The sequence below is a fragment of the Priestia aryabhattai B8W22 genome, assembly GCF_000956595.1.
In the GTDB taxonomy this organism is placed as follows: Bacteria; Bacillota; Bacilli; order Bacillales; family Bacillaceae_H; genus Priestia; species Priestia aryabhattai.
Genome location: NZ_JYOO01000020.1, coordinates 73,079 through 97,950 on the forward strand (window position 1 = coordinate 73,079; position 24,872 = coordinate 97,950).

Genomic DNA, 24,872 nt, shown 5'->3' on the forward strand with positions numbered 1-24,872 from the left:
GGGGAATTAAAAATGGCAAGAGAACTAACAGCATTAGGAATGATTGAAACAAAAGGATTAGTAGCATCAGTAGAGGCAGCAGACGCAATGGTAAAAGCAGCAAACGTACATTTAGTTGGTAAAGTTCACGTAGGTGGAGGAATTGTAACGGTTTTAGTACGCGGTGACGTAGGCGCGGTAAAAGCAGCGACAGATTCTGGTGCGGCAGCTGCACAGCGTGTTGGAGAACTTATTTCCGTTCATGTTATCCCACGTCCACACAATGAACTAGAAAGTATTTTACCGAAAATCGATAGTGAACTATAAGCTTAAAAAGTTAGGAGCATAGCGCATGAATAAGCAGGCCATTCAATCGATTGTAGCAGAGGTTGTTCAGCAGTTAAGTCAAACAACCAAGCAAAGCAATACAGTCCCAATGGCTGTATCTGCTAGACACTGTCACTTAAGTATAGAAGATGTAGAAGCTCTTTTTGGAGCAGGGTATGAACTAACAAAAAAATCAGGCCTGTCTCAGCCTGGTCAATTTGCAGCTAATGAAACAGTTACCATTGTGGGGCCTAAAGGAAGCATCGAAAAGGTGCGAGTCCTTGGCCCAGCAAGAAATATAACTCAAGTGGAGGTCAGTAAAACAGATTCAATTAAACTTGGTGCTGTTCCTCCATTACGTGAGTCTGGAGATATAAGGAATTCAGAAGCGATTACATTAGTTGGACCAAAGGGGAGCATTTACAAGAAAGAAGGGTTAATCATTGCACGAGCTCATATTCATATGACGCCAGGTAATGCTGAAGCTTATGGTGTAAAAAATGGTCAGTGTGTTCGAATTACCTCTCAAGGAGAAAGGCCTACTACGCTTGAACGTGTATTAATTCGAGTTTCACCAAAGTTCAAGCTTGAAATGCATATTGATACAGATGAAGCGAATGCAGGGCTAATTTCTACCGGAGCGACAGGGATTCTTTCTCTATACGAGGAAGCTTTATGAACCATCATGCTCTGATTGAACAAATTGTAGTAGAAGTTTTAAAACGATTAGATAAATCAGACAAGCAGCACCTAAACGTAAAGCCGAAGCTGCTGATCGTGAAAGAGTCGGCAGCAATTGATCCAATTCAAATTAAAAAGTTAGAAACAAGCTGGACACTGGTTTACAGCGATGAGCAAAAAGAAAACCTTCCAAAAGATATACAAGGTATTTTATTTGCAGAAGCAAAGCAAGACCTGCTTGTAAAAGGAGCGCTTGGTATTACAGATACACTAGAGAGTTCTCTTTTGGCTGAGGCTTTGCTAGAAGGAATTTCTGTTTCACTCATTCCTTCTGTAACTTTAGGAAACGTCTTGCTGTCCAGTAATCAAAAAAAGCCAGTAAACAACAAATATGCAGCCCATTTAATTGCTTATAAAAATACATTAGAAGGCTTTGGGGTGAAAATCCAATCGTTTGAGAGATTTTTGCAATCAGGCTTAAACAGACATTCTTTATCATTTACAGAACGAGTGCTAACCCAAAGACATGTGAAATTAGTAGAAGAAGAAAAAATTACGGTTTCACCTAAAACGATTATCACTCCTTTGGCACGCGATACAGCAAGAGAATTAGGAAAAGAAATTTGCGTGATAGACGTAGAGGGAGCGGATGTTTTATGAAAATAGGGACGGTAATTGGCAACGTCTGGGCAACAAGAAAAGAAGATAATTTACGCGGTTTAAAGTTTTTAGTTGTTCAACCTGAACTTTTAAATGAATCGAATAACGACTCTTCTTTTATTGCAGTTGATCGTATTGGAGCCGGGATTGGTGATAAGGTAATGGTTACTCAAGGAAGTGCCGCAGCACATATGGCATCTGACACCCCATTACCCATTGATGCGATTATTATCGGAATTATAGATTCTGTTGATATAGAAAGAGGTGGAGAGAATGGCTAAAGCTCTTGGAATGATTGAAACAAGAGGCTTAATAGGTTCAATCGTCGCAGCGGATGCGATGCTAAAATCAGCTGATGTTCGCTTAGTGAAGCAAGAAAAAGTGGATGCAGCTCTTGTAACCGTGTTAGTTGAAGGTGATGTTAGTGCAGTACAGGCAGCTGTAGATATGGGAAAAGAAGAAGCGGCTCGCGTTGGAGAATTAGTGTCAGCACACGTAATTCCTCATCCCGATGAAGAGGTTGGAAATAGCCTATTAAAAGATGAAAATAAAGAATCGCAGTCAAAAGCAGCACCTAAAGACAATAAAATGGCTAAAAAATCATCTGCTGCTAAAACAAAATCCAGTATTCAATATAAAGCAAAAGCAGATTCTGCTGCTGTAGAAGAAGATCAAAAAGTAGAATAACCATACATATAAACAACGAGGAATGGGGGATAAATCATGGCATTTAAGCGTAAAAAAATAGCTGTAATTGGAGCGGGATTTACAGGAGCCACAGCAGCATTAATGATGGCGCAAAAAGAACTTGGAGACGTAGTATTAGTTGATATTCCTTCCCAGACTAATCCGACCAAAGGAAAAGCACTTGATATGTTAGAGGCAAGCCCAGTTCAAGGGTTTGACGCTAATATCAAGGGGACATCTAGCTATGAAGACATTCAGGATGCAGATTTAGTATTAATTACTGCAGGACTTCCAAGAAAACCGGGAATGAGCCGTGATGACCTAGTCTCAACAAACGCAAAAATTATGAAAGAAGTATCGGAAAATGTAAAAAAACATGCACCAAACAGTTATATTATTGTATTGAGTAATCCAGTCGATGCAATGACGTACGTTTGTTATAAAACCACGGGGTTCCCTAAAAATCGAGTAATAGGCCAATCTGGTGTATTAGATACAGCCCGCTTTAATACATTTGTGGCTCAAGAATTAAATATCTCTGTTGAAGATGTATCAGGGTTTGTTTTGGGCGGCCACGGAGATGATATGGTGCCATTAGTTCGTTATTCGTATGCTGGAGGAATTCCACTTGATAAAATCATTTCACCTGAACGTATAGAAGCTATTGTAGAGCGAACGCGCAAAGGTGGGGGAGAAATCGTTAACCTGCTTGGAAATGGAAGTGCCTATTATGCTCCTGCTGCTTCTATGGTTCAAATGGCAGAAGCGATTCTAAAGGATAAGAAGCGAATTCTCCCTTCCGTAGCTTATCTAGAAGGTGAATATGGCTGTAATAATCTTTACCTAGGTGTACCAACAATCCTAGGAGGAGATGGAATTGAACATATCATTGAACTTCCTTTAACGGAAAAGGAAAATGAAGGGCTAAAACGTTCAATCGAATCCGTACAAAGCGTTATGGCTATTTTAGAGTCATCAGAAGTATTCAGCTAAATCAGCCTTTAGTCAAAACAAAACATAAAATAGCTTTTAAAAGCCTTTAGCTGCTAGGGACTGCCCCCATGAAGTGAGACAAATAAAAAACACCTTTAAGTTAAAAAACGGGTATGCAGTACCTAACAATAACCTGGAGGTGTTTTTTCTATGGGGGCAAGAGTGAGCTATCCAGTAGAAGTGAAATTAAAAGCAATTGAATTGAATCGTTTCATTCCACCCTAAAGTCTGAAACATTTTACCTCGATGAGTTAACATGTACTACGACTGCCATCGTAGAACAAACTGTCGAAAGCCACATTACTTATTATAACCATATTCGTATTCAAACAAAACTAAACAACCAGTCACCGGTACAATACCGAAAACTGGCTGTTTAAAAGGTGTTTTGATCCTTGTCTCGAAATCAGGGGTCAGTCCCATATAACTAAGTGCTTTTTGGTGAATGAGGAGCAAGTTTCTTTTTCAACGGTAGAACAATCATAAAAACACCTATGATACTCAATATGCTCTCTAAAACGTAGAATTGATGTTCTTTTATATATCCCATAACGCATTGGCTACCAAAGATGAGAAATAAAACAGCTCCCAAATAAAACGAAGGGTTTTTAATACACCAACTCATTTTTGATTCCATCTAATTCCTCCTTGTACGCTTTCTATCGCGTATTTATTGTATGTTGACTAAGAAAGGATTAAGGTTGTTCCTTATGGATATACGAGTGGGTGTAAGAAAAGTTTCAAACATAACATCAGCTTTCTTTTAGTATAGGCGTTTATTTTACATTCAAAAATGAAACTAATTTTTTTAGTGTTGTTCCTTGAACAAGAAGAGAAAAGACTACATTACTAAATGTCATTGCTAATAACAGATTTTTTCCTTCAAATTCGGGTGTAATGCCTAAAACGAGCGCAATTGAAAGAGATCCCTTTAATCCTCCCCATGAAATAATAGGTTTCCATGAAGTTGGAATGGATTTATCAAAAGCTAAGCTTATATAGACAGCGAGAAAACGTGCTAAAAGAACAATAAGAATACTTCCAACGATAAGCCATCCTTTATCTAAAAAATCAATACGACTCACTTCTAATCCTACTAGTAAGAAAATCAGCGCATTGGAGAGAAAGGCGATTGTTTCCCAAAAGGAATTCACTTTTTCATGTGTTAGATCTGACATGCCTACGTTTCGTCCATAAGTTCCTAAGATTACGCCACCTACTACTACAGATATTACCCCAGAAACATCAAAGTGTTCAGCAAGCTGAAACGTACCATAAAATAGAACCATTGATAATCCAGTCTCCACTAAATAATGATCAATCTTAGATGTAATACGAGAAGCTAATAAACCAAACACTCCACCAATCAATATGCCTCCACTTACAACTTTCAGAAATTCAAGCAGCGCATTCAATGTACCTGTTAAGCTCAAGGCAGTAGTTACCACAGCAATTTGAAATAGTACAACAGCAACTCCGTCATTTGCTAAACTTTCTCCTTCGACCACAATGGAGAGGCGCTTGTTTAGGCCCATTGACTTAAAAATGCTTAGAACGGATACAGGGTCAGTAGCTGCCATAAGTGCACCGAAAATTAAGGATTCCTGCAAAGAAAGGTGCAAGAAAAAATAAGTGGAAGCAGCAACTAATAAGAAGGTAAGAAATGTACCTAAAAAAGCTAATAAAGAAATAGATTGCTTATTGCTTTTTAGTTCATCAAAGGGCAGTTTAAGTGCTGCATCCCCTAACAAAGCTGATAAGAAGATAAAAATAACGGTTGTTTGAAACACGGTGTCATTGGCTGCATAACTTTTTATTTCTCCTAACCCAGGAATCGGAGTTAAACCAATGATTAATCCCATTACTACAAGGAAAGTAGGATAAGGCTGTTTCATTTTTTCTGCGATAAACACTACCCCTACAGCGATAGCTAATAAAATAATCCAATATGTAACCATTTTTATGCTCCTTTGTCTCTTTAAAACTGAAATTATGCTTCATGTGCCAAGTATTGTTAAGGGTACATTCTCTTTATGGATAGGTTTCTGTCACCTGGAGAGATATACGGCTTTTCTTATAACTTTGTTTATCATAGATAATATTTTCCTAAAGTATGATTAATAAGTAATAAATTACTTATATAATGCTAAATAATATAAATTTGAATACAATTTCAATCAGAGAAAAGTAAGTTTGTGCTTACAAACATGCAAGAAGAGAAAGGTTGTTTCCTCACTAAAAGGAAACAACCTTTAACAAAGCTTACATACATGATGTTTACTATAAAGTTTCTCTCAAACAAAAATATAAATACCGATTTGAAAATAAATCATAAACTTTTTAAAACTTCATATTGAAATAAGTTAAGCAGTTTTTTTATTTTGCTTTTTATCTTCAGAAACTTCTTGTCGGAAGGACTTAATTAATGCATAGGACATGAATAGAAGAACAATCCCTAATGGTAATGCACTGACAATAATAGCTGCTTGCATGCCTTGCAGGCCACCTGTACCTAATAGGATTAATCTGCCTTATTACCTCTGCAAAGAGTAAATTATTTGTGAATGCAAGAACTATCGCAAACCGTAAGACATTATCATTTAACTTAACGACATCAAAAATTAAATAAATAAGAAAACTTTATACATAAGCTAGAATATAGTTGCAGCAAAACAAAAAAGTTAAGTTATTATTTATTATGGGGGGTGAAAATTATGAAAGTGACAATTTTAACGTTAGGCAGTAGGGGAGATGTACAGCCTTATATTGCACTTGCTCGAGAAATGATTAAGAATGGACATGAAGTAGTCATTTGTACAGGTGCGACGTTTCAACGTTTTATTGAAGAAAATAAGGTTTCCTTTCATTCCGCTGCTACTGATTTGATGGCAATAATGGAGAGCGAGGAAGGAAAAGATATACTTAATGGTAAAAGGTTTTCACCTTTTAAAATAATGAAATTTTCAAAAGAAAAAATTGCTCCATCCTACAGAAAAAGTATGGATGATTTTTATCAGGCTTCCCAAGGAGCAGATCTAATCATTTATCATCCTAAAGCTCTTGGTGCCGTTGATATTGCGCTGTACTATCATATTCCTTGCATTTGCTTACCGCCCGTTCCAATTATGTATCCAATTACAGAGTTCCCAAATTTCTCTTTATCGTCAAAACAAAGCTTTGGTCCTACATTAAATAGATTATCCTACAAGATAGTAAAGTTCAGTGAGTACCCTTTTATGAAAGAAATTAATAATTTTAGAGAAAAAACGTTAAAATTTCCAAAGAGAAAAGCCGGACTTTACACATATGAAGTAAACGGTGCATCTATTCCTATAATTTATCCGATTAGTCCTTTTCTTTTCAAAGAAGTAGAGAGTTGGAAAGGTTCTGTATGTCTACCAGGTTTTTTCTTTTTAGATGTAGAGGAAGAGGTGCTACCCAATGAAATAGAAAAATTTCTAGAAAAAGGAAAGAAGCCTACTGTAGTATCATTTAGTTCTATGCCTTTAAAGAGTCCATCAATTTTTAAACAAAAGTTAGTTCAGGCATTAAAGGAGACGGACAATCGCGCAATAGTGTTAACAGGAACAAGTGGTATGAAGTTTAATCAACAAGAGAATATACTCGCCGTTAAAGGTGCATCCCATAGACTTTTATTTAAACGTGCTAAAGGCATTATTCATCATGGAGGTGTTGGAACAATGTCTGAAGCTTTACTGAGTGGCGTACCACAAATTATCATTCCGTTTACAGTGGATCAACCGTTTTGGGCAAATCTCCTCTATAAAAAAGGGTATTCACTAAAGCCTTTACAAGAAAAAAATCTCCAAGTATTCGAATTGGTTCAGGCGTTAGAACAAGTAGAAAATGAAGAGTATATTGAAAATGCTCAACAAATAAAAAGCATCATTCAATCGGAAAATGGTGTATATCAAGCGGTGAAGCATATAGAAAGCGTAGTACACAAATTGCGGGATAAATAGATGGGTTGAAGGAGAAAATTTAATAGATGATACAACCAACTTGCTTCAGGAACTTCATCAGGTCGAAAAGGAATTAAGGAAAGCAGAAAAGAGTTTAAGGTTGAACCCATTTGGCAGAAATAAAAAGCAGCAGTTAAAACAAAATGAACAATTCCTTTTGCAACTGAAGCATGGGTATACCTATATTTCCGGTGTACTCACTACATTTAACGACTGGTCCAAAACGAATTCTCTACCCACAGTTGATGGACAAAAATGGGCGGTTCAACTACAGGTATTAGGAGAATACATAACAGAACAAGCTAATAAAAACGTAGAAAATTACTCTATAAGCAAGTCATCTTTGGATGTACTCGATCTTTCTTCGATACCTTTACAAATAAGTATCCCACCTGAATTAGAGTCCCAGAGATATCAATTAAGTCTATACAATGATACGCTTAAATTAATTGATAAATTAGGAACAAAATGATACTAATTCAAGTGATCCAGATATCCCTTTGATAAGCAAGGTGATAACTTCAGTATCCAGTTATTGAACTATACATGCATAGTAGACGAGAGAGAGAAGTTACCAAGGGGTAACTTCTTTTTTTTATTCAAGAAATAATACAATTTAGCTTTTATATTTTCTGTTCCCATGCTCATATCCATATAAAATCATGAATATGTTTTTAATACGTCGCTAAGCGTTTCAACTAGCTACAGAAAAATATAAAAATTTATGTTGACAGTAGAATCATATGGTTTTATAATTATCCTTAATTCAAGATATTTTAATTCGAGATTTTAAAATGATGAAAAAATAGGAGGAATAAAAAATGGTGAGCATTGGTTTATTGTTAATACGTTTGGTCATTGGATTATCTTTTATGGCACATGGAACTCAGAAGTTATTTGGCTGGTTTGGCGGTCACGGCTTAAAAGGAACGGGAGGATGGTTTGAATCCATCGGAATGAAGCCGGGAGTTAGAATGGCGTTAATGGCGGGATTATCCGAGCTGGTAGGAGGAGCTTTATTTGCTGCAGGACTTCTTACGCCGCTTGGAGCGCTTTTGATTGCCGGAACAATGGTCATGGCGATTGTGAAAGTACACGGTCCGAATGGATACTGGGCAACACAAAATGGGTATGAATATAATCTTACGCTTTTAGTGGTAGCAATCGGTGTAGCCATTGCAGGACCAGGTTATTATGCGATAGACACTTTTATTTTCTAAAAGAGAGAATGGGTTGGAATAAGAAAGATGCTTTTATTTTTTGATTAATATCTCGAATTCGAGATATTAATGATAAATAGCTGTAATTTTAAAAGGGATAACAAAACGTATGACGAAAAATATATCGAAGGAGATGGTAGTAATGAGTAAAAAAACAGCGGGTATTCATCATATCACGGCGATTGTAGGTCATCCTCAGGAAAATGTTGATTTCTATGCGGGCGTGTTAGGCTTACGCTTGGTCAAACAAACGGTAAACTTTGATGACCCGGGAACGTATCACCTTTACTTTGGGAATGAAGGCGGAAAACCAGGAACGATTATTACATTCTTCCCGTGGGCAAATGCACGACAAGGAAAAATAGGCGACGGGCAAGTTGGCGTAACTTCCTATGTGGTACCAAAAGGTGCGATGGGCTTTTGGGAACAGCGATTAGCTAAGTTTGGAGTTACAGCTACAAAGATGGAGCGATTCGGAGAACAGTATTTAGAGTTTGACGATCCTCATGGTTTGCATCTAGAGATTGTGGAAAGAGAAGAAGGCGAAAAGAATACGTGGCAAACTGGTGAAATTAAACCTGAAGTGGCTATTAAAGGATTCGGAGGCGCTACGTTATTATCGGTTCGACCTGGTGAAACAGCTCAGTTATTAGAAAATGTAATGGGTCTACAAAAAGTAGGGCAAGAAGGAGATTTTATACGTTTTCAATCATCAGCTGACATTGGCAATATCATCGATTTAAAATTAACAACCATTGGACGCGGGCAAATGGGCGTTGGAACGGTTCACCATATTGCATGGCGAGCAAAAGATGATGAAGATCAGTTGGAATGGCAGAAATACGTAGCCGACAGCGGATACGGAGTGACGGCTGTTCGAGATCGAAATTACTTTAATGCGATTTATTTTAAAGAACACGGAGAAATTCTATTTGAAATTGCAACAGACCCTCCAGGTTTTGCACATGATGAGTCACTTGAAACAATGGGAGAAAAGCTCATGCTGCCTGAACAGTACGAAACCCATCGAGATCAAATTGAAAGAGGTTTGATTCCTTTTGAAGTGAGAGAATTAGACTGAACTTTACTAAAAGAATTCTTTTAGTAATAGTAAAAAGTTAGTTCAACCCTAAATTAGGTACAAAGAAGGAATTAATTTATCTATATATAAAACTAATATCTATATTTGAAACACCGTGGTAATATGAAATTAATTCCAAGTAAGGAGGTGAATAGATGACAAAAACCATTGGTCTTATTTGTGGAAGTTTACGACAGAATTCGTATAACCGAATGATCGCTGAGTCATTGACTACATTAGATGACTCAGCTCAATATCGCTGGATTGAAATAAGCAGCCTGCCTTTTTTTAATGAAGACCTAGAAGCTGACGGATCACCAGAATCTGTCGCATCTTTTAGAGCTGCGATTCAAGATGTTGACGGCATTATTATTGTAAGTCCAGAGTACAATTCCGGAATTCCAGGGGTGTTAAAAAATGCCTTGGACTGGGCATCAAGACCTCGCACCTCTTCTGTTTTAAACAGAAAACCAGTTGGTCTCATTGGCGCAACTCCTGGAGGATTTGGTACGGCTTTTGCTCAAATGCAAACGAGAGAAGTACTGGAAGCTATGCAAGTTAATGTTTTGCCATTTCACAAAATGCTGATTTCGCAAGTTCATGAAAAAGTTGATGCTCAACAAAAGGTACTTACTGATGAATCAACAAAACGCTATCTTCAGCGCTACTTACAGCAGTTCATTCATTGGATTGATCAAGCGCCTGTTCCTGTTCTAGATTAAGAAAGAGAACACACCTCACGAACCTTCACCTCAGAAATAGCTTTTCTTTCTATATATGTTTTACTCAACAGATCATAAATGAAATCCAAAAAACCGTTCAAATTATAGACCGCTTGTAAGGAATGAAAAAGGTATATGTATCCTTACTTGCCTTAATTTAAGGAGGATTATAAAATGTCTGATCTTTACTCTCGCCTTTCAAAAGATGATGCTGCCGTGCTTTTAGTTGACCACCAAACGGGCCTTATTTCCGGCCTTGTACGTGATTATGGTGTTGATGAATTTAAAAACAACGTATTGGCTCTTGGTGATACGGCTAAATTCTTTGATTTACCGGTTATTTTAACAACTAGCTTTGAAAATGGACCCAACGGCCCGCTTATGCACGAACTCGTTGATTTGTTTCCTGATGCGCCAAAAATAGCTCGTCCTGGACAAATTAACGCGTGGGACAACGAAGAGTTTGTTAAAGCCATTAAAGCAACTGGCAAAAAACAGCTGATTATCGCGGGTGTAGTTACAGACGTTTGCGTTGCTTTTCCTGCGCTTTCTGCTATTAAAGAAGGCTACGAAGTGTTTGTTGTGACAGATGCTTCAGGGACATTTAATAAGCAAGTAGCGGATGCAGCGTTAACGCGCATGGCCCACGGGGGCGCGCAGCTCATGAACTGGTTTAGCGTAGCGTGCGAGCTTCAGCGTGACTGGCGCAACGACGTTGAAGGTTTTGGTAATTTAATTTCTAGTCATCTTCCAGGTTATCAAAACTTAATGGGCAGCTATAGAGGAGCTCAGCGCGATTTCAGCAAGCAGAGTGTCTAACGTAGTCGAGCTTAAATTTGGCATCGGTCGTTCTCTTTACATATAAGACACGAAAGCAGAATGGCATCTATGGATCATTTATGTGACGGAGAAAATGTAACAGCATAAAAGTAATTGTTAGATAGGTGAGCCGGCTAATGAACCGTTGGCTCACCTATCTTTTACTACGCTACCTTTCATGAAGTATGCGTCTCTTGTATATAAAATAACGTACATTCACGACAGCCTGATAAATGATAGGAAAGGATGCGGAGTAGTGGAAGAAAAAAAAGTTACGTGGCTGGAGCTTTTTTATGATTTGTTATTTGTGGCAGCCGTTGCTACTGCTACGCATGTTTTGCTTCACGTTGAACAAGGGTATATTCATGGGGAGTATTTGTTAAAGTTTGTACTAATTTTTATTCCTATATGGTGGGCGTGGACCGGACAAACGATGTTTATCAATCGGTTTGGACAAGATTTTTTGCATCAGCGCATCTTTATGATTCTTCAAATGCTGTTTGTTCTTATCATGATCTCAAGCCTGTCTGTAGACTTTGATCAATATTACGTTTCTTTTCTGATTGGCTATATTGGACTAAGAGCTTTAACCGCTCTTCAATATCTTATTGTTCAAAAATTTGAACGAGATGAAAGAAAAAAAGTTGCTGTGTTTTTAGGTACATGCTTTGGAATTGGGATTTTTATCTCGCTTCTTTCGCTTCTTTTTGATTCATGGATTCGCTACGCCGTGTTGTATACAGGAATTGCAGTGGATATGATTTTACCTATTTTAGGGCATAAGCGACTGGCAAAATTACCGACCAACACTGCTCATTTATTAGAGCGCTTTGCTTTATTAACATTAATCCTGTTTGGAGAATCCGTTGTCAGCATTCTTGCTGTGATACAGCCACAAAAAGGGGATTGGAATACTATTTTATTTTCGGTTATTTCATTTGTCCTGATTATTGCCATGTGGTGGCAGTACTTTGAGAATGTAGAAAAGAAAGTAAACAAGTCCATTCAAAGAGCCGGACAAACGATTATTTACGGACACTTACTTATTCTCATGTCTCTAAGCATGATTGCAGCATCGATTAAGCTCATGTTTTTACATGAAGTTCATTATACATTCAGCTTATATTTTGTATTTGGCTCCGTGCTGCTTTACTTTACGGCAACGACTCTTGTTTTTCATCAGTATAGATTTGAAGACCATCGTTTGAAAGTGTATCACTTGGGAATGTTTTTAGGAATTTTAGCTGTGTTTTTTATTATTAACTTACTTTTGGTCGTCCCGAGCACCCTCATCATAGGAGAATTAGCGATCTTTTTTATTACCTACGCTAGGTTTACGACCACTTAACCAAATAAAGAACGACTATATAATGGAGGTAGCAAAATGGCAAAAATTACGGTAGGAACAGAAAATGAAGCACCTATTGAACTATACTATGAGGATCATGGCACTGGGAAGCCCGTTGTCTTAATTCACGGCTGGCCACTAAGCGGGCGGTCTTGGGAATATCAAGTTCCGGCTCTTGTTGAGGCTGGACACAGAGTCATCACGTATGACCGCCGAGGATTCGGAAAGTCTTCTCAGCCATGGGACGGCTACGATTATGATACATTTGCTGCTGATTTACATCAGCTGCTAGAACATTTGGATCTAACAAATGTGACGCTAGTCGGGTTTTCAATGGGCGGGGGAGAAGTAGCTCGCTATGTAGGAAATTACGGAACGGATAGAGTAGAAAAAGCCGTATTTGCAGGAGCTGTACCGCCATTTCTTTATAAATCAGAAGATCATCCTGAAGGAGCATTGGATGACGCAGGCATTCAAGAATTTGAAAACGGAGTAAAACATGACCGCTTAGCTTTTCTTGATGATTTTACAAAAACATTTTTTGGAGCTGAAGACGGAAATGACTTAGTCAGCGAACCGTTTCGACTTTACAACCGGGATATTGCAGCAGCCGCATCGCCTAAAGGGACATTAGACTGTATAGCCGCTTTCAGCAAAACGGATTTCAGAGATGATTTAGCCAAGTTTACAATACCGACTCTTATTATTCATGGTGATGCAGATGAGATTGTTCCATTTGAATATAGCGGAAAACGAACGCATGAAGCCATTTCTGGTTCCAAGTTAGCCTTAATAAAAGGCGGTCCACACGGCTTAAATGCAACGCATGCACACGAATTTAACGAAGCGCTGCTGTCTTTTTTAAGAGACTAAGTATAAATGATTATTTTGTAGGTGAGAACCTGACGTATGAATAGGAAAAGCGAGAAGAAGTTGCCGGAGGGCGCTTCTTTTTTATCAGTTCATACAATTAACAAAGGTATTCTGAATGCTTCAAGGATTCTTTAGGGTGAGGCATCTGATTCGTAAGCATAAGGTTACAAATAAAATCCCTAAATAGCTATAATAACTTTTACTTTATTTTTTCTGCTTACCATAATCACTAAAATGAGTGGTGAAAACAAAGAGCATACCTTTAATTAAAGGCTGCTCTTTGTTTTCTACATCTTGTTTTGCTTCTCTAACTAGAACAAAATGTCTTAATAGTTAAGTGTGGTAATAAAATACTATTTACGTAATTCTTCTAATTCTGCAAGAAGGGTTTCAATCATTTCATCGCTTCTTCGAAGTTCTTGATTAAGCATATGAATCGTTTCCTCTTCCCAATTGAAAGGGTTACCATAAGAAGGCGTAATAGGAAGATCTTCATACACATCTCCATTTTCTTCACTGTGTTTTGTAAAATATATAGCAACTTCACACATTGGATGACCAAGAGCAATACGCTGGCGCAAGCTCACTTTTCCATAGCCGAATTTACGGGCTGCAATTCCTCCAAACACACTAGACGTCATCTTGCACAAATGAGGAGCATCCTGTACGACGTCACCAAATGGACATTGGGTAGCGCTTACAACCGCATGGTCTGGATGAACGGAAACAATTTCAAAGTGACCTCCAATTGAATTCTTAAGGTCAATTATAACTTCTGCATATTCCTCTACCGTCCACTTTTCATTCTTATCGCTATAAAAGTCTTCCATCCATTCTCCAGTACGAATACCAATTTGTTTAATATATTCTTCAGCTATGGGTCCTACCGTTTTTTGATGAATCATTGCGTACTGTGTAATAAGTTTAGCCAAGAATATATGTCCGCTTAGTTGCCCTTTTTTTAAAGCCATATTATAAATCCCCCTTTTATTTTATAAAAGAGTAAAAATATCAATTCAATAAGCAGCACTTTTTCTACATATCTCTATTTCTTAATTATTACAGATTAACAAGATCGCGTGTTATGTTTTTTGAATTTAAAAATATTTATTTGTAAATACTGGTTTCTTTTTGAAAAGAAAGAAGGAGACTAGCATCATGGATCTTATAGGAAATGAAAACCCCTTAGAAGCTCATCAGTTTCTAAAGGATTTTAACTTCTCTTTCTAGATATAATTGCTTCAAAAGAAAAGGTGGTACAACGGACTAATCTGTTAAAAAGAACGTAATAAAAAGTCCAATATAGTGTTTTGCAGATTCTCATGAAACTCCTTGCGATTAAAGCCTTCCGGATCCTGTGAGGGAAGGAAGGTAGGAGATTTCATAAAGTCGGGAAATGGGCTGAGAAATGAAAAGTGCCCGCCATTTTCTACAACGATATGATGAACTTTTTCCGAATCAGAAACACCATTTAACACAAATTCCCGGTGAAAAGAAGGAGTAATCGTATCCTTTTCGCCTGTAATCATTAAAATAGGTATATTCACGTCTTCAAGGGCTCCTTTTTCCCTAAACCATCCGGTGGCTGGCGCTAAAAGAATCAGTGATTGAACACGTTTATCCTGAGTAACAGATAAACAATAAGGCTTTTGATCAGGAGATTCAGAAGGAAAAGAAGTAGGGATTCCACCTGCTACAGCAAGAGCTGTATATCCTCCCATTGAATGGCCAATAAGAGAAATATTATTTGAATGAATGGATGAAGAAAAAGCACTTTCTTTTAAAAACCAATCGATTACAGTACGTATATGGGTAGGTCGATTTTTTAGGTTATCTATTGTTCCAGACAGCGTATTATCCTCTCGATTATTAAACGGATGTTGCGGTATCCCCGCAATAAACCCATTACGTGCTAAAAACTGAGCAATGGTTCGATAAGCAAGAGGCGTGCTACCATCTCCATGAGAAAGAATGACTAAAGGAAATGATCCATTTGAAAGTGGAGCATCTTGCGCAACGCTTATCGCGTAAGGTCCCATCTTTTCCACTTTTTCTTCTTGGTATGTAGGGTACATAATAAGTAAAGGAAAGTCGTGTTCATTTTCTTGATCTTCTATATTTATGAATTGACATCCGGCATAAAATGACTGCCTTTCATGTTTTCTTATGTGCACTTATACTCCTCCTTGCTTTTAACAATCTTTATTATAACAAACTTATATATGAAATTTTTTTGATTTAGCTCGCTTGAAAAAGATTAATTAACCTTTATTTTAATTATTCGTCGGGCTGTTTTTGTACCGATAAAGCACATTATGATAACTAAATTTGTGCATGCACTTATATAATGAAGACAGTGATATGTATTAAGGGGGGAAATAAAATGTATTGTTTAGAACCAAAAGATTATTACAAGATAAATAACATGTTAGAAGCGTCATTTAAGACTCCTACATTTGCTTTTTCTGTCGTTAATCATGTTATTGAAGGATCTGTATACGTAAATGATATGATGAGGCCATCATCAGGATTTCTTAGAATACGTGCAGGTGACTATTATGTATTTGGACAAGGCAATGACGTGGTATTTAATAACTTTCTCTATCGTTATTTTGTTGAGAACGTGTATGGTAAGGAGAAGCGGTTTACAGTTTTTACTCCATCGTCTGACTGGGAAACTTTTTTTGACGAAACTTTCAACACGTATGTAAAGAAAATGACGCGTTCTAAGTATAGGTTTCTTCCTTCAAAAGTTCATTCTACGTACAGCCTGTCCAATACCTATGAGTTAAAAGGCTTTAACGCTGATTCTTTAAGGGAAAGTGAGAATTTCAATGAATCATATATAGTGGAGTACTGGGGATCAGAGAGTAATTTTCTAAAAAACGGATTAGGAGTCTGTCTTATCCATAAAGAAAAGATTCTAGCTGAATGTGTGTCTATTTTTCATAGTGGAACAATAGCTGAAATCGATATTGTGACTAACCCTGCCTATAGAGGACAAGGACTGGGAAAGATAGTGGGCCAGGCGTTTATAAATAAATGTTTGGAAAAGAACGTTATACCTGCTTGGGATTGCGATAAGAACAATAAAGCATCGAAAGCACTAGCCAATAAACTTGGGTTTTCGAATGAAGAGGATTACGCTTTATATGTATTAAAATGAAAAAAGAATGAGACATAACGAAATCAATTCAATCTACAGACGAACGAATGGAATGCATGAGTGAATCGCTTGTTACACTGCGGTTGATTTCTGTGCAAAACATCGCTTTCCGCAGGCGGTCGATAAGCCTTGCCCTCCAATTAACAGCACACAAGATGATTTTACTGTAAACTGAATACTATACTCGTTAGGTTTAACAGTATCTACTTTATTAAAATATCTTAAATTAATATTTAAACAGGGGGAACTTATGATATCAATTCATAGAAATTTAAAATTACGTGATTTAGAAATTTTCCACGTAGAAAGAGAGGGAACTATCTTATCTTATGTAGTCATTGAAGACACGAGAAATCCATTTACAGAAGAAGATAAAAAACTAGATCCCTTATGTTATATGGAGGATGAAGATATTAACGCGATTTTAAATGTGTTTAAGATTTCATTAATCAATGATGAAAAATTAAATGAAGAAGATTCATTTTTTCTAAAATCGTTCTTTTCAGATTTTGTTAATAATACAAATTTAACGAATTTTATTATTACGGAATACATTCAAGAAGATTTGTATGATCATGAAGTTAATATAAAATTTTTCAATAAAATTTTAAAGGATATAGGTTCAAATTATATTATTGAAGAATTTGATGAAATGAACTGGATTTATTTATCTCAAGATTAAAATGTAACGATGTATAGCACATATGAAACTAGTTTACATAAATACTTTTCTGGGAATTCAATTACATTTATCAATTTACAAACATTAAGAAACAAAGTGAATAAAAAGAGCATCTAAACGAATAGTTAGATGCTCTTTTTATTGTCTAGAACGATGAAGTATATTCTATATATTAAGAAAAACAACTTGAACTAGGTATATTTTGTATAATATGTTTCTAGAAACGAAAACGTATAATTTTAGGGAAGAGGAGTACAAAAATAGCATGAAGTGGACGAAAGTAAAGAAAAATATGGAGAATTTATTCTGTGATAAGTTGAAGTATAGATTGAGTATTCATTTCACTAAATATAACGTTTCTCTTGGAGAACAGGCACGTATTTGGATTACTCTAGATAAGAAGGAGATTTTTAATGCTTCTTCAGCAGAATATTTAATGGAACATGATAAACTTTGGAGAGAAGTACAGAGAAAAACAAGCAACCCCTTTCCAGAGTGTTTATATGAATTTTTCCCGGAGTTCATTGGGAAGGTAAGTGATATGGACTACACTGCAAGTATTCTAGAATATAGAGGTATTTTTAACGTCGACCATGTTTATGACACTTTCATTAAGTATCCTCAGCTGTCCATTGATCGAGCATTAAATTCTGGGAACGTTATTTCTCAAGCTCTTGCATTAGTAGATAGAAGGTTAGGGAAAAGGACGCTGGAAGCTCTAAAGTACAATTCGGACGTGCACCCTTTAATTATGCAATTTTATGAACTAAGATGTAAGGTTGAAAATAGTAAGCCCAGTTAATAAAAGAAGGAGGCTATACTGTGAAGCCCACAAATTTCTTCATTAAAGATATCAAAGAATTTCAATCTGCTAATAACAATCTAAAAAATATCTTCAACACAAATAAGGAATTGCCCCATCAAGTATTTAACCAAAGGTGTGATTATTACTTATTTGAAGAGTTCTACTGGGGCATGTGTGAGGAGTTTTGGCCTACGGTACAATATTTAACAAAAATCTTTAGTGAAAAAGAAGTTACAGTTGCGGTTTTAGATCCACATCCCACAAGTTATTTTTATAAAGAGTTTGGCTATTTTAATTACTTGAAGCTTCCTACTTCTTTATCAAGTGAAGAGTATAGGAATGTCCTAGAAATTGGACCGGAGGACTACCCTGCGGATGCTCCATACTATCATTCAGAAAAAATTGTCTGGTTTTCTTCTTCTAAAAAGTGGGCAATATGGGGAGAGCGGAGCTTAGATATATGTGTCATAGGTTTTAATGAAGCTGTTTTGTTAGACCATTTAATGAAATCACCATCTAAATGGTCGTATTTAAATGAAGCTGTTGAAGATTTAATTGGCTTAAACTTTAGGAATATGACGCTTCCTCAAGATTTTAAAGACAGCTTATCAAAAAACTATGCTCATGATACAGATAGTGAATGAGTATTATATTAATCTGTAAAAGAGACCCAACTCTCTATAACTATAAAAAATCCTTTGCTTCCAGAGCAGAGGATTTTTTTAGGTGAATACGTTATCGTACGTGAGTGTTGATCTACGATAACGAAGATTTAATTACCTCTATAACATTCTTTTTTGTCTGACTCAAATAGGTTCTTTTTTCAACAGAAATTAATAACCCAATAGGCATCTCAGGGTCAAACCCTTGTACTTTAAACGGGATATTAGTTGGTTTTAAACTAGTGCCTCTAGGGATGATTCCTACTGCATATCCAAACATCATTTCTGGAATGAGGTGCAGGGCACTGCAGTTATAGACTTGCTTAAAGGCTAAATTATTCTCTGTTAAAAAGTGGTTGACGGATTGATAGTAATAGCAGCTATTTTCTCCTATTAAGATAGGATAGTGAATAATATCTGCTATTTCTACCGTTTTCTGTTGTAGCAGCGGGTGATCAGGGGTATTAACGATAAATTGAATTTGTTCTTCACCAAGCGGAGTAAAAGTTACGCCGGAAAGGTTCGTATTCCGTCCGCAAACAGCAAAGTCAATTTTGTCTTGATGTAATAGTTCTGATAAAAGAGCGGTGTTTCCAATGGTGAAATCGCAGTGTATGTAAGGTTTTTCGGCATTTAAATAGCTTAATATAGCTGGCATCAACCTTTGAGCAATCGATTCTGATAACCCTATTTTAATTGTGCCTTTTTCCTCTTTGCTTATACGCTGTGCTTGAGAGATTGAGTATTCCCAGTGCTTCAACAAGCTATCTACTTCTTCTACAAATAGTGTACCTTCCTTTGTTAGTTTTGCTTCCCAACCCCGTTCAAATAAAAGAAACCCAAGATCTTTTTCTAGCTTTTTAATATGAGCGGTGACGGTAGACTGGGCGTAGTTTAGTTTTTTGCTGCGAGTGAAAACGTTCCTTCTGCCACAATCGTTTTAAACGTCGTTAATTCTTTAATTTCCACTTTCTAACCTCATCTCTATCGGTTTTTTCGATAATTATTGTACTTATTTTCAATTATACAAATGAAGAGTGTGGAAGTACACTGAATATAGAAAGGGAGATGATTCATGCCATTTGTAAACGTTTATTATCAAGAACATCAGTTAAACAATAAGGAACTAAAAAAAGTAAGCAATCGTATTCATCAGTCTTTAATCCAACATTTTCATATCCCAGAAGACGATTATTTTCAACTGTTTTTACCTTATCCACCTCAGCATTTTTTCTATGATTCACAGTATCTCTTAGAAAATGGAGAAAAAAGAACAGATAACATGATTTATATCTCCATTACGTGCGGGCAGGGAAGAAGGGTCGAGCAGAAAAAGAAGCTATACCATTCCATTGCAGAAGGACTTCACACTGACTTAGATCTTTCTACAAACAATATCTTTATTACATTAAACGAAACACCTCTTGAAAACTGGTCATTTGGGCAAGGACTAGCACAAATGGTAAATCAAAAGGAGGAAAAATAAATATGAATAACGGTATTGATTCTAAGCTGCTGAACGACATGAGAGATCTTGCTCCTGACTTTGTGAAATATGGAGAACATATCTTATTTGGGGAAGTGTGGAGAGACCCAACGTTAACATCGAAAGAAAGAAGTTTGAGTACACTTTCTGCTTTGATCAGTATTGGCAACACTGAACAAATGCCTTTTCATCTGCAGCTGGCAAAAAAAAATGGAGTGACTGAAAAAGAAATAATTGCACTAATAACTCATATGGCTTTTTATGTGGGGTGGCCAAAGGCAGCTGCAGCACTGAATATAGTGGGGAAGCAATAATAAAAGAGGTGTGAAGATTATATTTGAAAATAAGGGAGTGGTTGCTGGTAGCCAATGGAGGTGAAGGAGGTGGAAACAATACTTCCTATGACTCTAGCTTTTTGTATTATTTAGGTGTTTATGTTAAGTTATGGACATCCTTCTGTCATGTTAGAAAGGAGTGAATTCATATCTTAAAAATAGCAATTGCTTCAATCATTGCAGGTGTTTTGTTTAGTCTTTGTACAAAATTAGTGATATATACAAGATTGTCAAAGCTGTTTGTAAAGGCTAATGAAGATACTCATAAACCAATTAACTTTGTTCTTCAGGGGGCTTTATTTGCCGTTATTATGTTCATCATGTTTTTAATTGTAAAACCTTTTACATAGGAATAATGCTATAGCTGGAGTGATCAATTATTAATCTTTCATATTTAGGAATAGGTTTTGTAGCTATTTTTCTATCTGCATTTCTGGTGAAGACGTTTATTGCCAATGATACGCTATCTACTATTTTTTCAATTTTGATTGTTGGTGTAGGAGCAGCAGCTATTTCTCACTTTCGCAGAAAATATAATGAAAAATGAATTTAAACAGGGGCTGCAGTTAGTGTGGGACTTAAAGCAACAATGCTTCATTTCATGTGACAGACTGGTAAAGAAATAGAAAAAGCTCCCTTTCATAAGGGAGCTTTTGAAGACTTTACTTAATCCATTGAAATTCTTTTAAAGGCCAATAAGCTAATTTGGCTTTTCCTACGATTTTGTCTACGGAGATTGTTCCTACTTTAGGTGATCTGCTATCTAAGCTGTACATTCTATTATCACCCATGACAAATAATTGACCCTCTGGAACGGTTTTGCTGCCTGTATAATCCTCAAGTTTAAAATCCTCAGTCAATGGGCCTGTGGCTATTTCTTTTTTATATTGGTCTAGATAAGGCTCTTCATATTTTTTACCGTTTATATATAGCGTGTCATTGCGATACTCTATATGATCACCAGGTAAACCAATTACTCTTTTAATATAGTCTTTTTCCTTTGTAGCATGAAAAACGATAATATCAAATCTTTTTATATTATCGGGGTTATTTTTACCTACTTCATTAAGAATAATGTGTTCACTGTCTTTTAAAGTCGGCATCATTGATTCACCGTCTACTACGATAGGTGTAAATAAATACTCTCTTACCATAAAAGCCAGAATACAGGCAATAATAATGGATTTAATCCACGAAAAAATCTCTTTCTGTTTCAATTGAAAACTCCTCTATAACCGTAATACATGTTTAAAAGTATAACATAATATATAGAAATAAACCTTTAATTTAACAATTGAAGGTTTGTTTGGCTGATTTTTAAACAAGATTAATAAACTTCATAGAAGGCCATAGCAGCAGAAGTGGTAGGGGGTTCTCGAAATCAGGACATAAAAAAAGCTATTTCAATCGTATTGGCATCGGAGTGAAATAGCTTTTTCTACTTTACATTCAAGAGTTTGTTAGTTCATATGAACGTCCTTACATGTGAAGTATATCACAAACTATTTTTGTTGTGAAGATGAAAATCAAAATTTGTATGACAAATTTTATTGCGTTGAAGAATTTTGAATGGATTATTTAGTGTGACCCCTCCGCAGAGGCTATTTTGAAACAGCTGATCATCTCAATAAAAATTAATGTTACCTCTCAACACCTCAAAGAAACCAGATTCTTTTAAAGAAACCTTTCAATTTCTATAGATAAACAAAAACTAGTTTATCAGGTATATTGTTAGGAGAAGTTTTAAGTGGTAAGTTTGTATTCACTGTATTTAATATAATAAGTATTTTTGGAGGGCTACTCATATACAACACAAAAAATATAGACAACAGTAGCTCTACTGATAAACCATCTTTTTAAGGGAAGGCATCTTACCGATAAGAATTATATAAAGAAGAGACTTAAATGAAATTTGATGTACCTGAATTAGTTGAAGCAAAACGTCAAATTGATTCAACTTTACATAAACTCCGACAGACGGTAAAAACGTTTGAAGCTAAAGAAAATGCAAGTAGATATAAATCTCAAATTACCTTAGCTAAAAGAAGGATACAAGCATTTGAACTTTCAGTAGCTCTTATTGAAAGAGAAATAAATGAGGCTGAGAAAAAAATCTAGGTATCAGCTTTTACAAAGTGTGTATTCAACGACGTTATTTATTTTATGAATTACAAAACGTCGGAAAATGCTATGTCGCAGTAAAAGCATTTTAATTCATCTTCAATTGTCGGTTAGAGTGGAATGGTAGAAAAAAAGAAAGCTTAACAATACTAGGGTTTCTTTTTTTGTAATTAGTACTCTGCGTACGTCAGTATATCTTTTGGATTTTGGCTAAACCTGTTTCCAAAGCGGGCAGTCTTTGCACTTCTCCAAACGTATCCACGCTTTTTTAGCGCACTAAAAATAATTTATTCTTTTAAAAATAAGGGTTGAAGGTGACGCAACGTAATCTAATATAGTTGAACTATGGCATATCAAGAAGGGGAGCAATGAAAGTAAAAGTAACGGATGGGGGCATGAGAAGTGGAGAATAAAAAACGAATTCGCTCTTTAGATATATTAAGAGGACTAGCGATTCTGGGAACGTTAGGAACGAACATTTGGCTGTTTGCCTATCTGGGAGATGTAAATTATATATTTACTTTTACCCATAACAAATGGTGGTTATCAGGAGATGATTTTTTAAGAATCCTTTTTCTATCCTTAATTAACGGGAAATTACTTGGCCTCTTAGCTATTATGTTTGGTGTTGGTTTAGAACTGAAATATCAGCAGTCAAAACGATTAAATCAGACGTGGCCAGGAAGGTACATATGGCTGTCCTTGATTTTATTAATGGAAGGGCTTTTGCACTTTATTTTTGTCTTAGAGTACGACATTTTAATGTCTTATGCAGTAACTGCCATTGTCGTATCGTTTATCGTAAAAATGCGGAAAACGATGATACGAATAACAATGATTAGTGCAGCAGCTATTCATCTTTTCTTTATAGTACTTGTGTTCTTAGGTGTGCTAACTAACTCAATAGGAGGTGAGCTAGTTGCTGTCCCAAAAGAAGTGGTGAACCTTTATCAACATGGATCATGGATAAATCAAATTCAGTATCGACTTTTTCATTTTTGGGAGCTGCGCACGGAAGCAATTTTCGTCATTCCATTTAATATATGTATGTTTTTACTTGGTGTTTTACTAGTGAGAATAGGGGCTTTTGACAATAATTCCAAGGGTATTAATATTAGAAAGAGGATGATGAAAACGGGTCTTTTAGTTGGGCTACCTCTAAACCTATTATTATTTGTTCCTGGAGGGTACTTTGATTTTCCAGTAAGGTATGTGTTTGCCCCTATTTTATCGATTGGATACATGGGAGCCATTAGTTTTCTAATTGAAAAATTTCAGGCCTTTTCATTATGGAGCGTTTTAGAGAAAGTAGGTAAGATGTCTTTAAGTTGCTACGTGTTACAAAATGTTTTAAGCTCAATTTTATTTTATGGATGGGGCCTTGGGTGGGGTGGACACCCTCGTTCATTCTTTGTCATTTTTGTTTGGGTATTAATTTGTTTGTTTCAAATGTTAGTTGCTGCTTTGTGGCTTCGTTATTTTAAAATGGGCCCTATGGAATCAGCGCGTAAACGCTTAGCCAGTTTAGCTATAAGAAAAAGTATAAAGAAAGATCTTAAAATGTAAGTCAGCTTCTTTTTGATGAATATAAAACATGTTATAAGAAGCAAAACTTTCACATAGAATTTTATGTTAAAGTGATATTAGGTATTGGGGATTTTAACCAATTAATAATCCATAAAGGAGAATTAAAGAAAATGGCTACCTTTTTCCTAATACTTATCGGCTTCTTTCTTATCATTTCAAATATCATTGGATTTATCTCCTACAAAAAAAAAGAAAAATCTATACGCTGCTGCTTTCACAATATTGATACTGGCGGCTTTATTTGGGGCAATAGGCGGTATATTAGCACTGTTGATCATTAGAGACGCTTTTTCCATATTTTACGGTTTACAAGTTGGATACTACTTACTTATAAATAGCGCAATGGTTCTGTTAATGGCAGTTATAATCACAGTTATAAAACAATATAACAATAAATAAAAAATTTGCTTAGTAAGACTCATACTTCGTAAGTTTGTAGTTACCATAATCACCCTTATAGGTAGTTAAACAACAAAAAGCTCTTTCATAAGAGCTTTTTGTTGTTTAAGAGTAGAATTTAATTATCTACATCATTAGCATCAAACGTATCTTTTGTAACGTTCAATATATGACCACTAATGTTAACTGTTTTGTTATTTACCCATTTAACTTTGGCTGTTTCCTGAGGGTAATTCCAATAGATGTTTTTCTTTTA

General features: G+C 36.0%; 29 protein-coding genes and 2 pseudogenes. 23 read left to right on the forward strand and 8 right to left on the reverse strand.

Features of this window, described 5'->3' with window-relative positions:
- The first annotated feature begins 12 nt into the window (after positions 1-12).
- From eutM to N178_RS26070, 7 genes and pseudogenes are all read left to right on the forward strand, one after another.
- Positions 13-306, forward strand: a complete 294-nt coding sequence (eutM, locus tag N178_RS16315; protein ID WP_013058365.1) for an ethanolamine utilization microcompartment protein EutM — start codon at positions 13-15, stop codon at positions 304-306.
- A 25-nt stretch (positions 307-331) separates the two neighbouring features.
- Positions 332-985 carry a phosphate propanoyltransferase gene (locus N178_RS16320; protein WP_045293520.1) on the forward strand — a complete coding sequence of 218 codons (654 nt, stop codon included), beginning with the start codon at positions 332-334 and terminating at the stop codon, positions 983-985.
- Positions 982-1,647 carry a hypothetical protein gene (locus tag N178_RS16325; protein ID WP_045293521.1) on the forward strand — a complete coding sequence of 222 codons (666 nt, stop codon included), beginning with the start codon at positions 982-984 and terminating at the stop codon, positions 1,645-1,647. Before N178_RS16320 ends, N178_RS16325 begins: the two co-directional genes overlap by 4 nt.
- Positions 1,644-1,928, forward strand: coding sequence for a EutN/CcmL family microcompartment protein (locus tag N178_RS16330; RefSeq protein ID WP_045293522.1), 285 nt, complete (start codon positions 1,644-1,646; stop codon positions 1,926-1,928). Before N178_RS16325 ends, N178_RS16330 begins: the two co-directional genes overlap by 4 nt.
- Complete coding sequence (locus N178_RS16335; RefSeq protein WP_045293523.1) at positions 1,921-2,334, forward strand: BMC domain-containing protein; 414 nt, start codon at positions 1,921-1,923, stop codon at positions 2,332-2,334. The genes N178_RS16330 and N178_RS16335 overlap by 8 nt, the downstream gene beginning before the upstream one ends.
- A gap of 36 nt (positions 2,335-2,370) precedes the next feature.
- On the forward strand, positions 2,371-3,327 hold the full coding sequence (gene mdh / locus N178_RS16340; protein WP_013058360.1) for a malate dehydrogenase: 957 nt from the start codon (positions 2,371-2,373) through the stop codon (positions 3,325-3,327).
- Positions 3,328-3,527: 200 nt separating this feature from the next.
- Positions 3,528-3,707 (forward strand): annotated as a pseudogene (locus N178_RS26070) (IS3 family transposase); the annotation flags it as partial.
- A gap of 47 nt (positions 3,708-3,754) precedes the next feature.
- Here N178_RS26070 and N178_RS16345 read toward each other — a convergent pair.
- The 3 genes from N178_RS16345 to N178_RS27870 form a co-directional block, all read right to left on the reverse strand.
- Positions 3,755-3,964 (reverse strand): hypothetical protein, encoded by a 210-nt coding sequence (locus tag N178_RS16345; protein WP_045293524.1) that lies wholly within the window; start codon positions 3,962-3,964, stop codon positions 3,755-3,757.
- A 139-nt stretch (positions 3,965-4,103) separates the two neighbouring features.
- Positions 4,104-5,285, reverse strand: coding sequence for a cation:proton antiporter (locus N178_RS16350; RefSeq protein ID WP_045293525.1), 1,182 nt, complete (start codon positions 5,283-5,285; stop codon positions 4,104-4,106).
- Between the two features lie 405 nt (positions 5,286-5,690).
- On the reverse strand, positions 5,691-5,849 hold the full coding sequence (locus N178_RS27870) for a BCCT family transporter (RefSeq protein WP_412762006.1): 159 nt from the start codon (positions 5,847-5,849) through the stop codon (positions 5,691-5,693).
- A gap of 192 nt (positions 5,850-6,041) precedes the next feature.
- Between N178_RS27870 and N178_RS16355 the strand changes: the two genes are divergently transcribed.
- The 8 genes from N178_RS16355 to N178_RS16390 all read left to right on the forward strand — a co-directional run bounded on the left by N178_RS16355 (position 6,042) and on the right by N178_RS16390 (position 13,373).
- On the forward strand, positions 6,042-7,310 hold the full coding sequence (locus N178_RS16355; protein ID WP_045293527.1) for a glycosyltransferase: 1,269 nt from the start codon (positions 6,042-6,044) through the stop codon (positions 7,308-7,310).
- A gap of 40 nt (positions 7,311-7,350) precedes the next feature.
- Positions 7,351-7,782 carry a hypothetical protein gene (locus N178_RS16360; protein WP_052942411.1) on the forward strand — a complete coding sequence of 144 codons (432 nt, stop codon included), beginning with the start codon at positions 7,351-7,353 and terminating at the stop codon, positions 7,780-7,782.
- 349 nt (positions 7,783-8,131) lie between these two features.
- A complete protein-coding gene (locus N178_RS16365; RefSeq protein ID WP_016766319.1) occupies positions 8,132-8,530 on the forward strand; it encodes a DoxX family protein in 399 nt (132 codons plus the stop codon).
- 142 nt (positions 8,531-8,672) lie between these two features.
- A complete protein-coding gene (locus tag N178_RS16370) occupies positions 8,673-9,611 on the forward strand; it encodes a ring-cleaving dioxygenase (RefSeq protein ID WP_045293530.1) in 939 nt (312 codons plus the stop codon).
- Between the two features lie 155 nt (positions 9,612-9,766).
- Complete coding sequence (locus N178_RS16375; protein WP_045293532.1) at positions 9,767-10,333, forward strand: NADPH-dependent FMN reductase; 567 nt, start codon at positions 9,767-9,769, stop codon at positions 10,331-10,333.
- A gap of 174 nt (positions 10,334-10,507) precedes the next feature.
- The gene (gene ycaC / locus N178_RS16380) at positions 10,508-11,152 is read left to right on the forward strand and encodes an isochorismate family cysteine hydrolase YcaC (protein WP_045293534.1); all 645 of its coding nucleotides are present in this window, start codon (positions 10,508-10,510) and stop codon (positions 11,150-11,152) included.
- Positions 11,153-11,408: 256 nt separating this feature from the next.
- Positions 11,409-12,500, forward strand: a complete 1,092-nt coding sequence (locus N178_RS16385; RefSeq protein WP_045293536.1) for a low temperature requirement protein A — start codon at positions 11,409-11,411, stop codon at positions 12,498-12,500.
- 36 nt (positions 12,501-12,536) lie between these two features.
- On the forward strand, positions 12,537-13,373 hold the full coding sequence (locus N178_RS16390; protein WP_045293538.1) for an alpha/beta fold hydrolase: 837 nt from the start codon (positions 12,537-12,539) through the stop codon (positions 13,371-13,373).
- Between the two features lie 353 nt (positions 13,374-13,726).
- Here the strand turns inward: N178_RS16390 and N178_RS16395 are convergent, their stop codons facing one another.
- Positions 13,727-14,344: a methanogen output domain 1-containing protein gene (locus N178_RS16395; protein WP_045293539.1), complete on the reverse strand. Its 618-nt coding sequence runs from the start codon at positions 14,342-14,344 to the stop codon at positions 13,727-13,729.
- Between the two features lie 303 nt (positions 14,345-14,647).
- Positions 14,648-15,547 carry an alpha/beta hydrolase family protein gene (locus N178_RS16400; RefSeq protein WP_045293541.1) on the reverse strand — a complete coding sequence of 300 codons (900 nt, stop codon included), beginning with the start codon at positions 15,545-15,547 and terminating at the stop codon, positions 14,648-14,650.
- 209 nt (positions 15,548-15,756) lie between these two features.
- On the opposite strand from N178_RS16400, the gene N178_RS16405 reads away from it, so the two are divergent.
- The 4 genes from N178_RS16405 to N178_RS16420 all read left to right on the forward strand — a co-directional run bounded on the left by N178_RS16405 (position 15,757) and on the right by N178_RS16420 (position 18,670).
- A complete protein-coding gene (locus N178_RS16405) occupies positions 15,757-16,539 on the forward strand; it encodes a GNAT family N-acetyltransferase (protein ID WP_045293543.1) in 783 nt (260 codons plus the stop codon).
- Positions 16,540-16,789: 250 nt separating this feature from the next.
- Positions 16,790-17,221 carry a hypothetical protein gene (locus tag N178_RS16410; RefSeq protein ID WP_045293544.1) on the forward strand — a complete coding sequence of 144 codons (432 nt, stop codon included), beginning with the start codon at positions 16,790-16,792 and terminating at the stop codon, positions 17,219-17,221.
- 265 nt (positions 17,222-17,486) lie between these two features.
- Complete coding sequence (locus tag N178_RS16415; RefSeq protein ID WP_045293546.1) at positions 17,487-18,023, forward strand: SF0329 family protein; 537 nt, start codon at positions 17,487-17,489, stop codon at positions 18,021-18,023.
- A 20-nt stretch (positions 18,024-18,043) separates the two neighbouring features.
- Positions 18,044-18,670 (forward strand): hypothetical protein, encoded by a 627-nt coding sequence (locus tag N178_RS16420; RefSeq protein ID WP_045293548.1) that lies wholly within the window; start codon positions 18,044-18,046, stop codon positions 18,668-18,670.
- 112 nt (positions 18,671-18,782) lie between these two features.
- Here N178_RS16420 and N178_RS16425 read toward each other — a convergent pair.
- Positions 18,783-19,657 (reverse strand): annotated as a pseudogene (locus tag N178_RS16425) (LysR family transcriptional regulator).
- A gap of 106 nt (positions 19,658-19,763) precedes the next feature.
- On the opposite strand from N178_RS16425, the gene N178_RS16430 reads away from it, so the two are divergent.
- Both N178_RS16430 and N178_RS16435 read left to right on the forward strand, forming a co-directional pair.
- On the forward strand, positions 19,764-20,174 hold the full coding sequence (locus N178_RS16430; protein ID WP_045293549.1) for a tautomerase family protein: 411 nt from the start codon (positions 19,764-19,766) through the stop codon (positions 20,172-20,174).
- 2 nt (positions 20,175-20,176) lie between these two features.
- The gene (locus N178_RS16435; RefSeq protein ID WP_045293551.1) at positions 20,177-20,488 is read left to right on the forward strand and encodes a carboxymuconolactone decarboxylase family protein; all 312 of its coding nucleotides are present in this window, start codon (positions 20,177-20,179) and stop codon (positions 20,486-20,488) included.
- Between the two features lie 683 nt (positions 20,489-21,171).
- On the opposite strand, the gene lepB is transcribed toward N178_RS16435, so the two are convergent.
- Positions 21,172-21,726 (reverse strand): signal peptidase I, encoded by a 555-nt coding sequence (lepB, locus tag N178_RS16440; RefSeq protein WP_045293552.1) that lies wholly within the window; start codon positions 21,724-21,726, stop codon positions 21,172-21,174.
- Positions 21,727-22,414: 688 nt separating this feature from the next.
- Between lepB and N178_RS16445 the strand changes: the two genes are divergently transcribed.
- Positions 22,415-22,627: a hypothetical protein gene (locus N178_RS16445; RefSeq protein WP_045293554.1), complete on the forward strand. Its 213-nt coding sequence runs from the start codon at positions 22,415-22,417 to the stop codon at positions 22,625-22,627.
- 405 nt (positions 22,628-23,032) lie between these two features.
- Positions 23,033-24,196, forward strand: a complete 1,164-nt coding sequence (locus tag N178_RS16450; RefSeq protein WP_045293556.1) for a DUF418 domain-containing protein — start codon at positions 23,033-23,035, stop codon at positions 24,194-24,196.
- A 538-nt stretch (positions 24,197-24,734) separates the two neighbouring features.
- Here the strand turns inward: N178_RS16450 and N178_RS26770 are convergent.
- Positions 24,735-24,860, reverse strand: a complete 126-nt coding sequence (locus N178_RS26770) for a DUF5412 family protein (RefSeq protein WP_237758496.1) — start codon at positions 24,858-24,860, stop codon at positions 24,735-24,737.
- Positions 24,861-24,872: the final 12 nt, after the last annotated feature.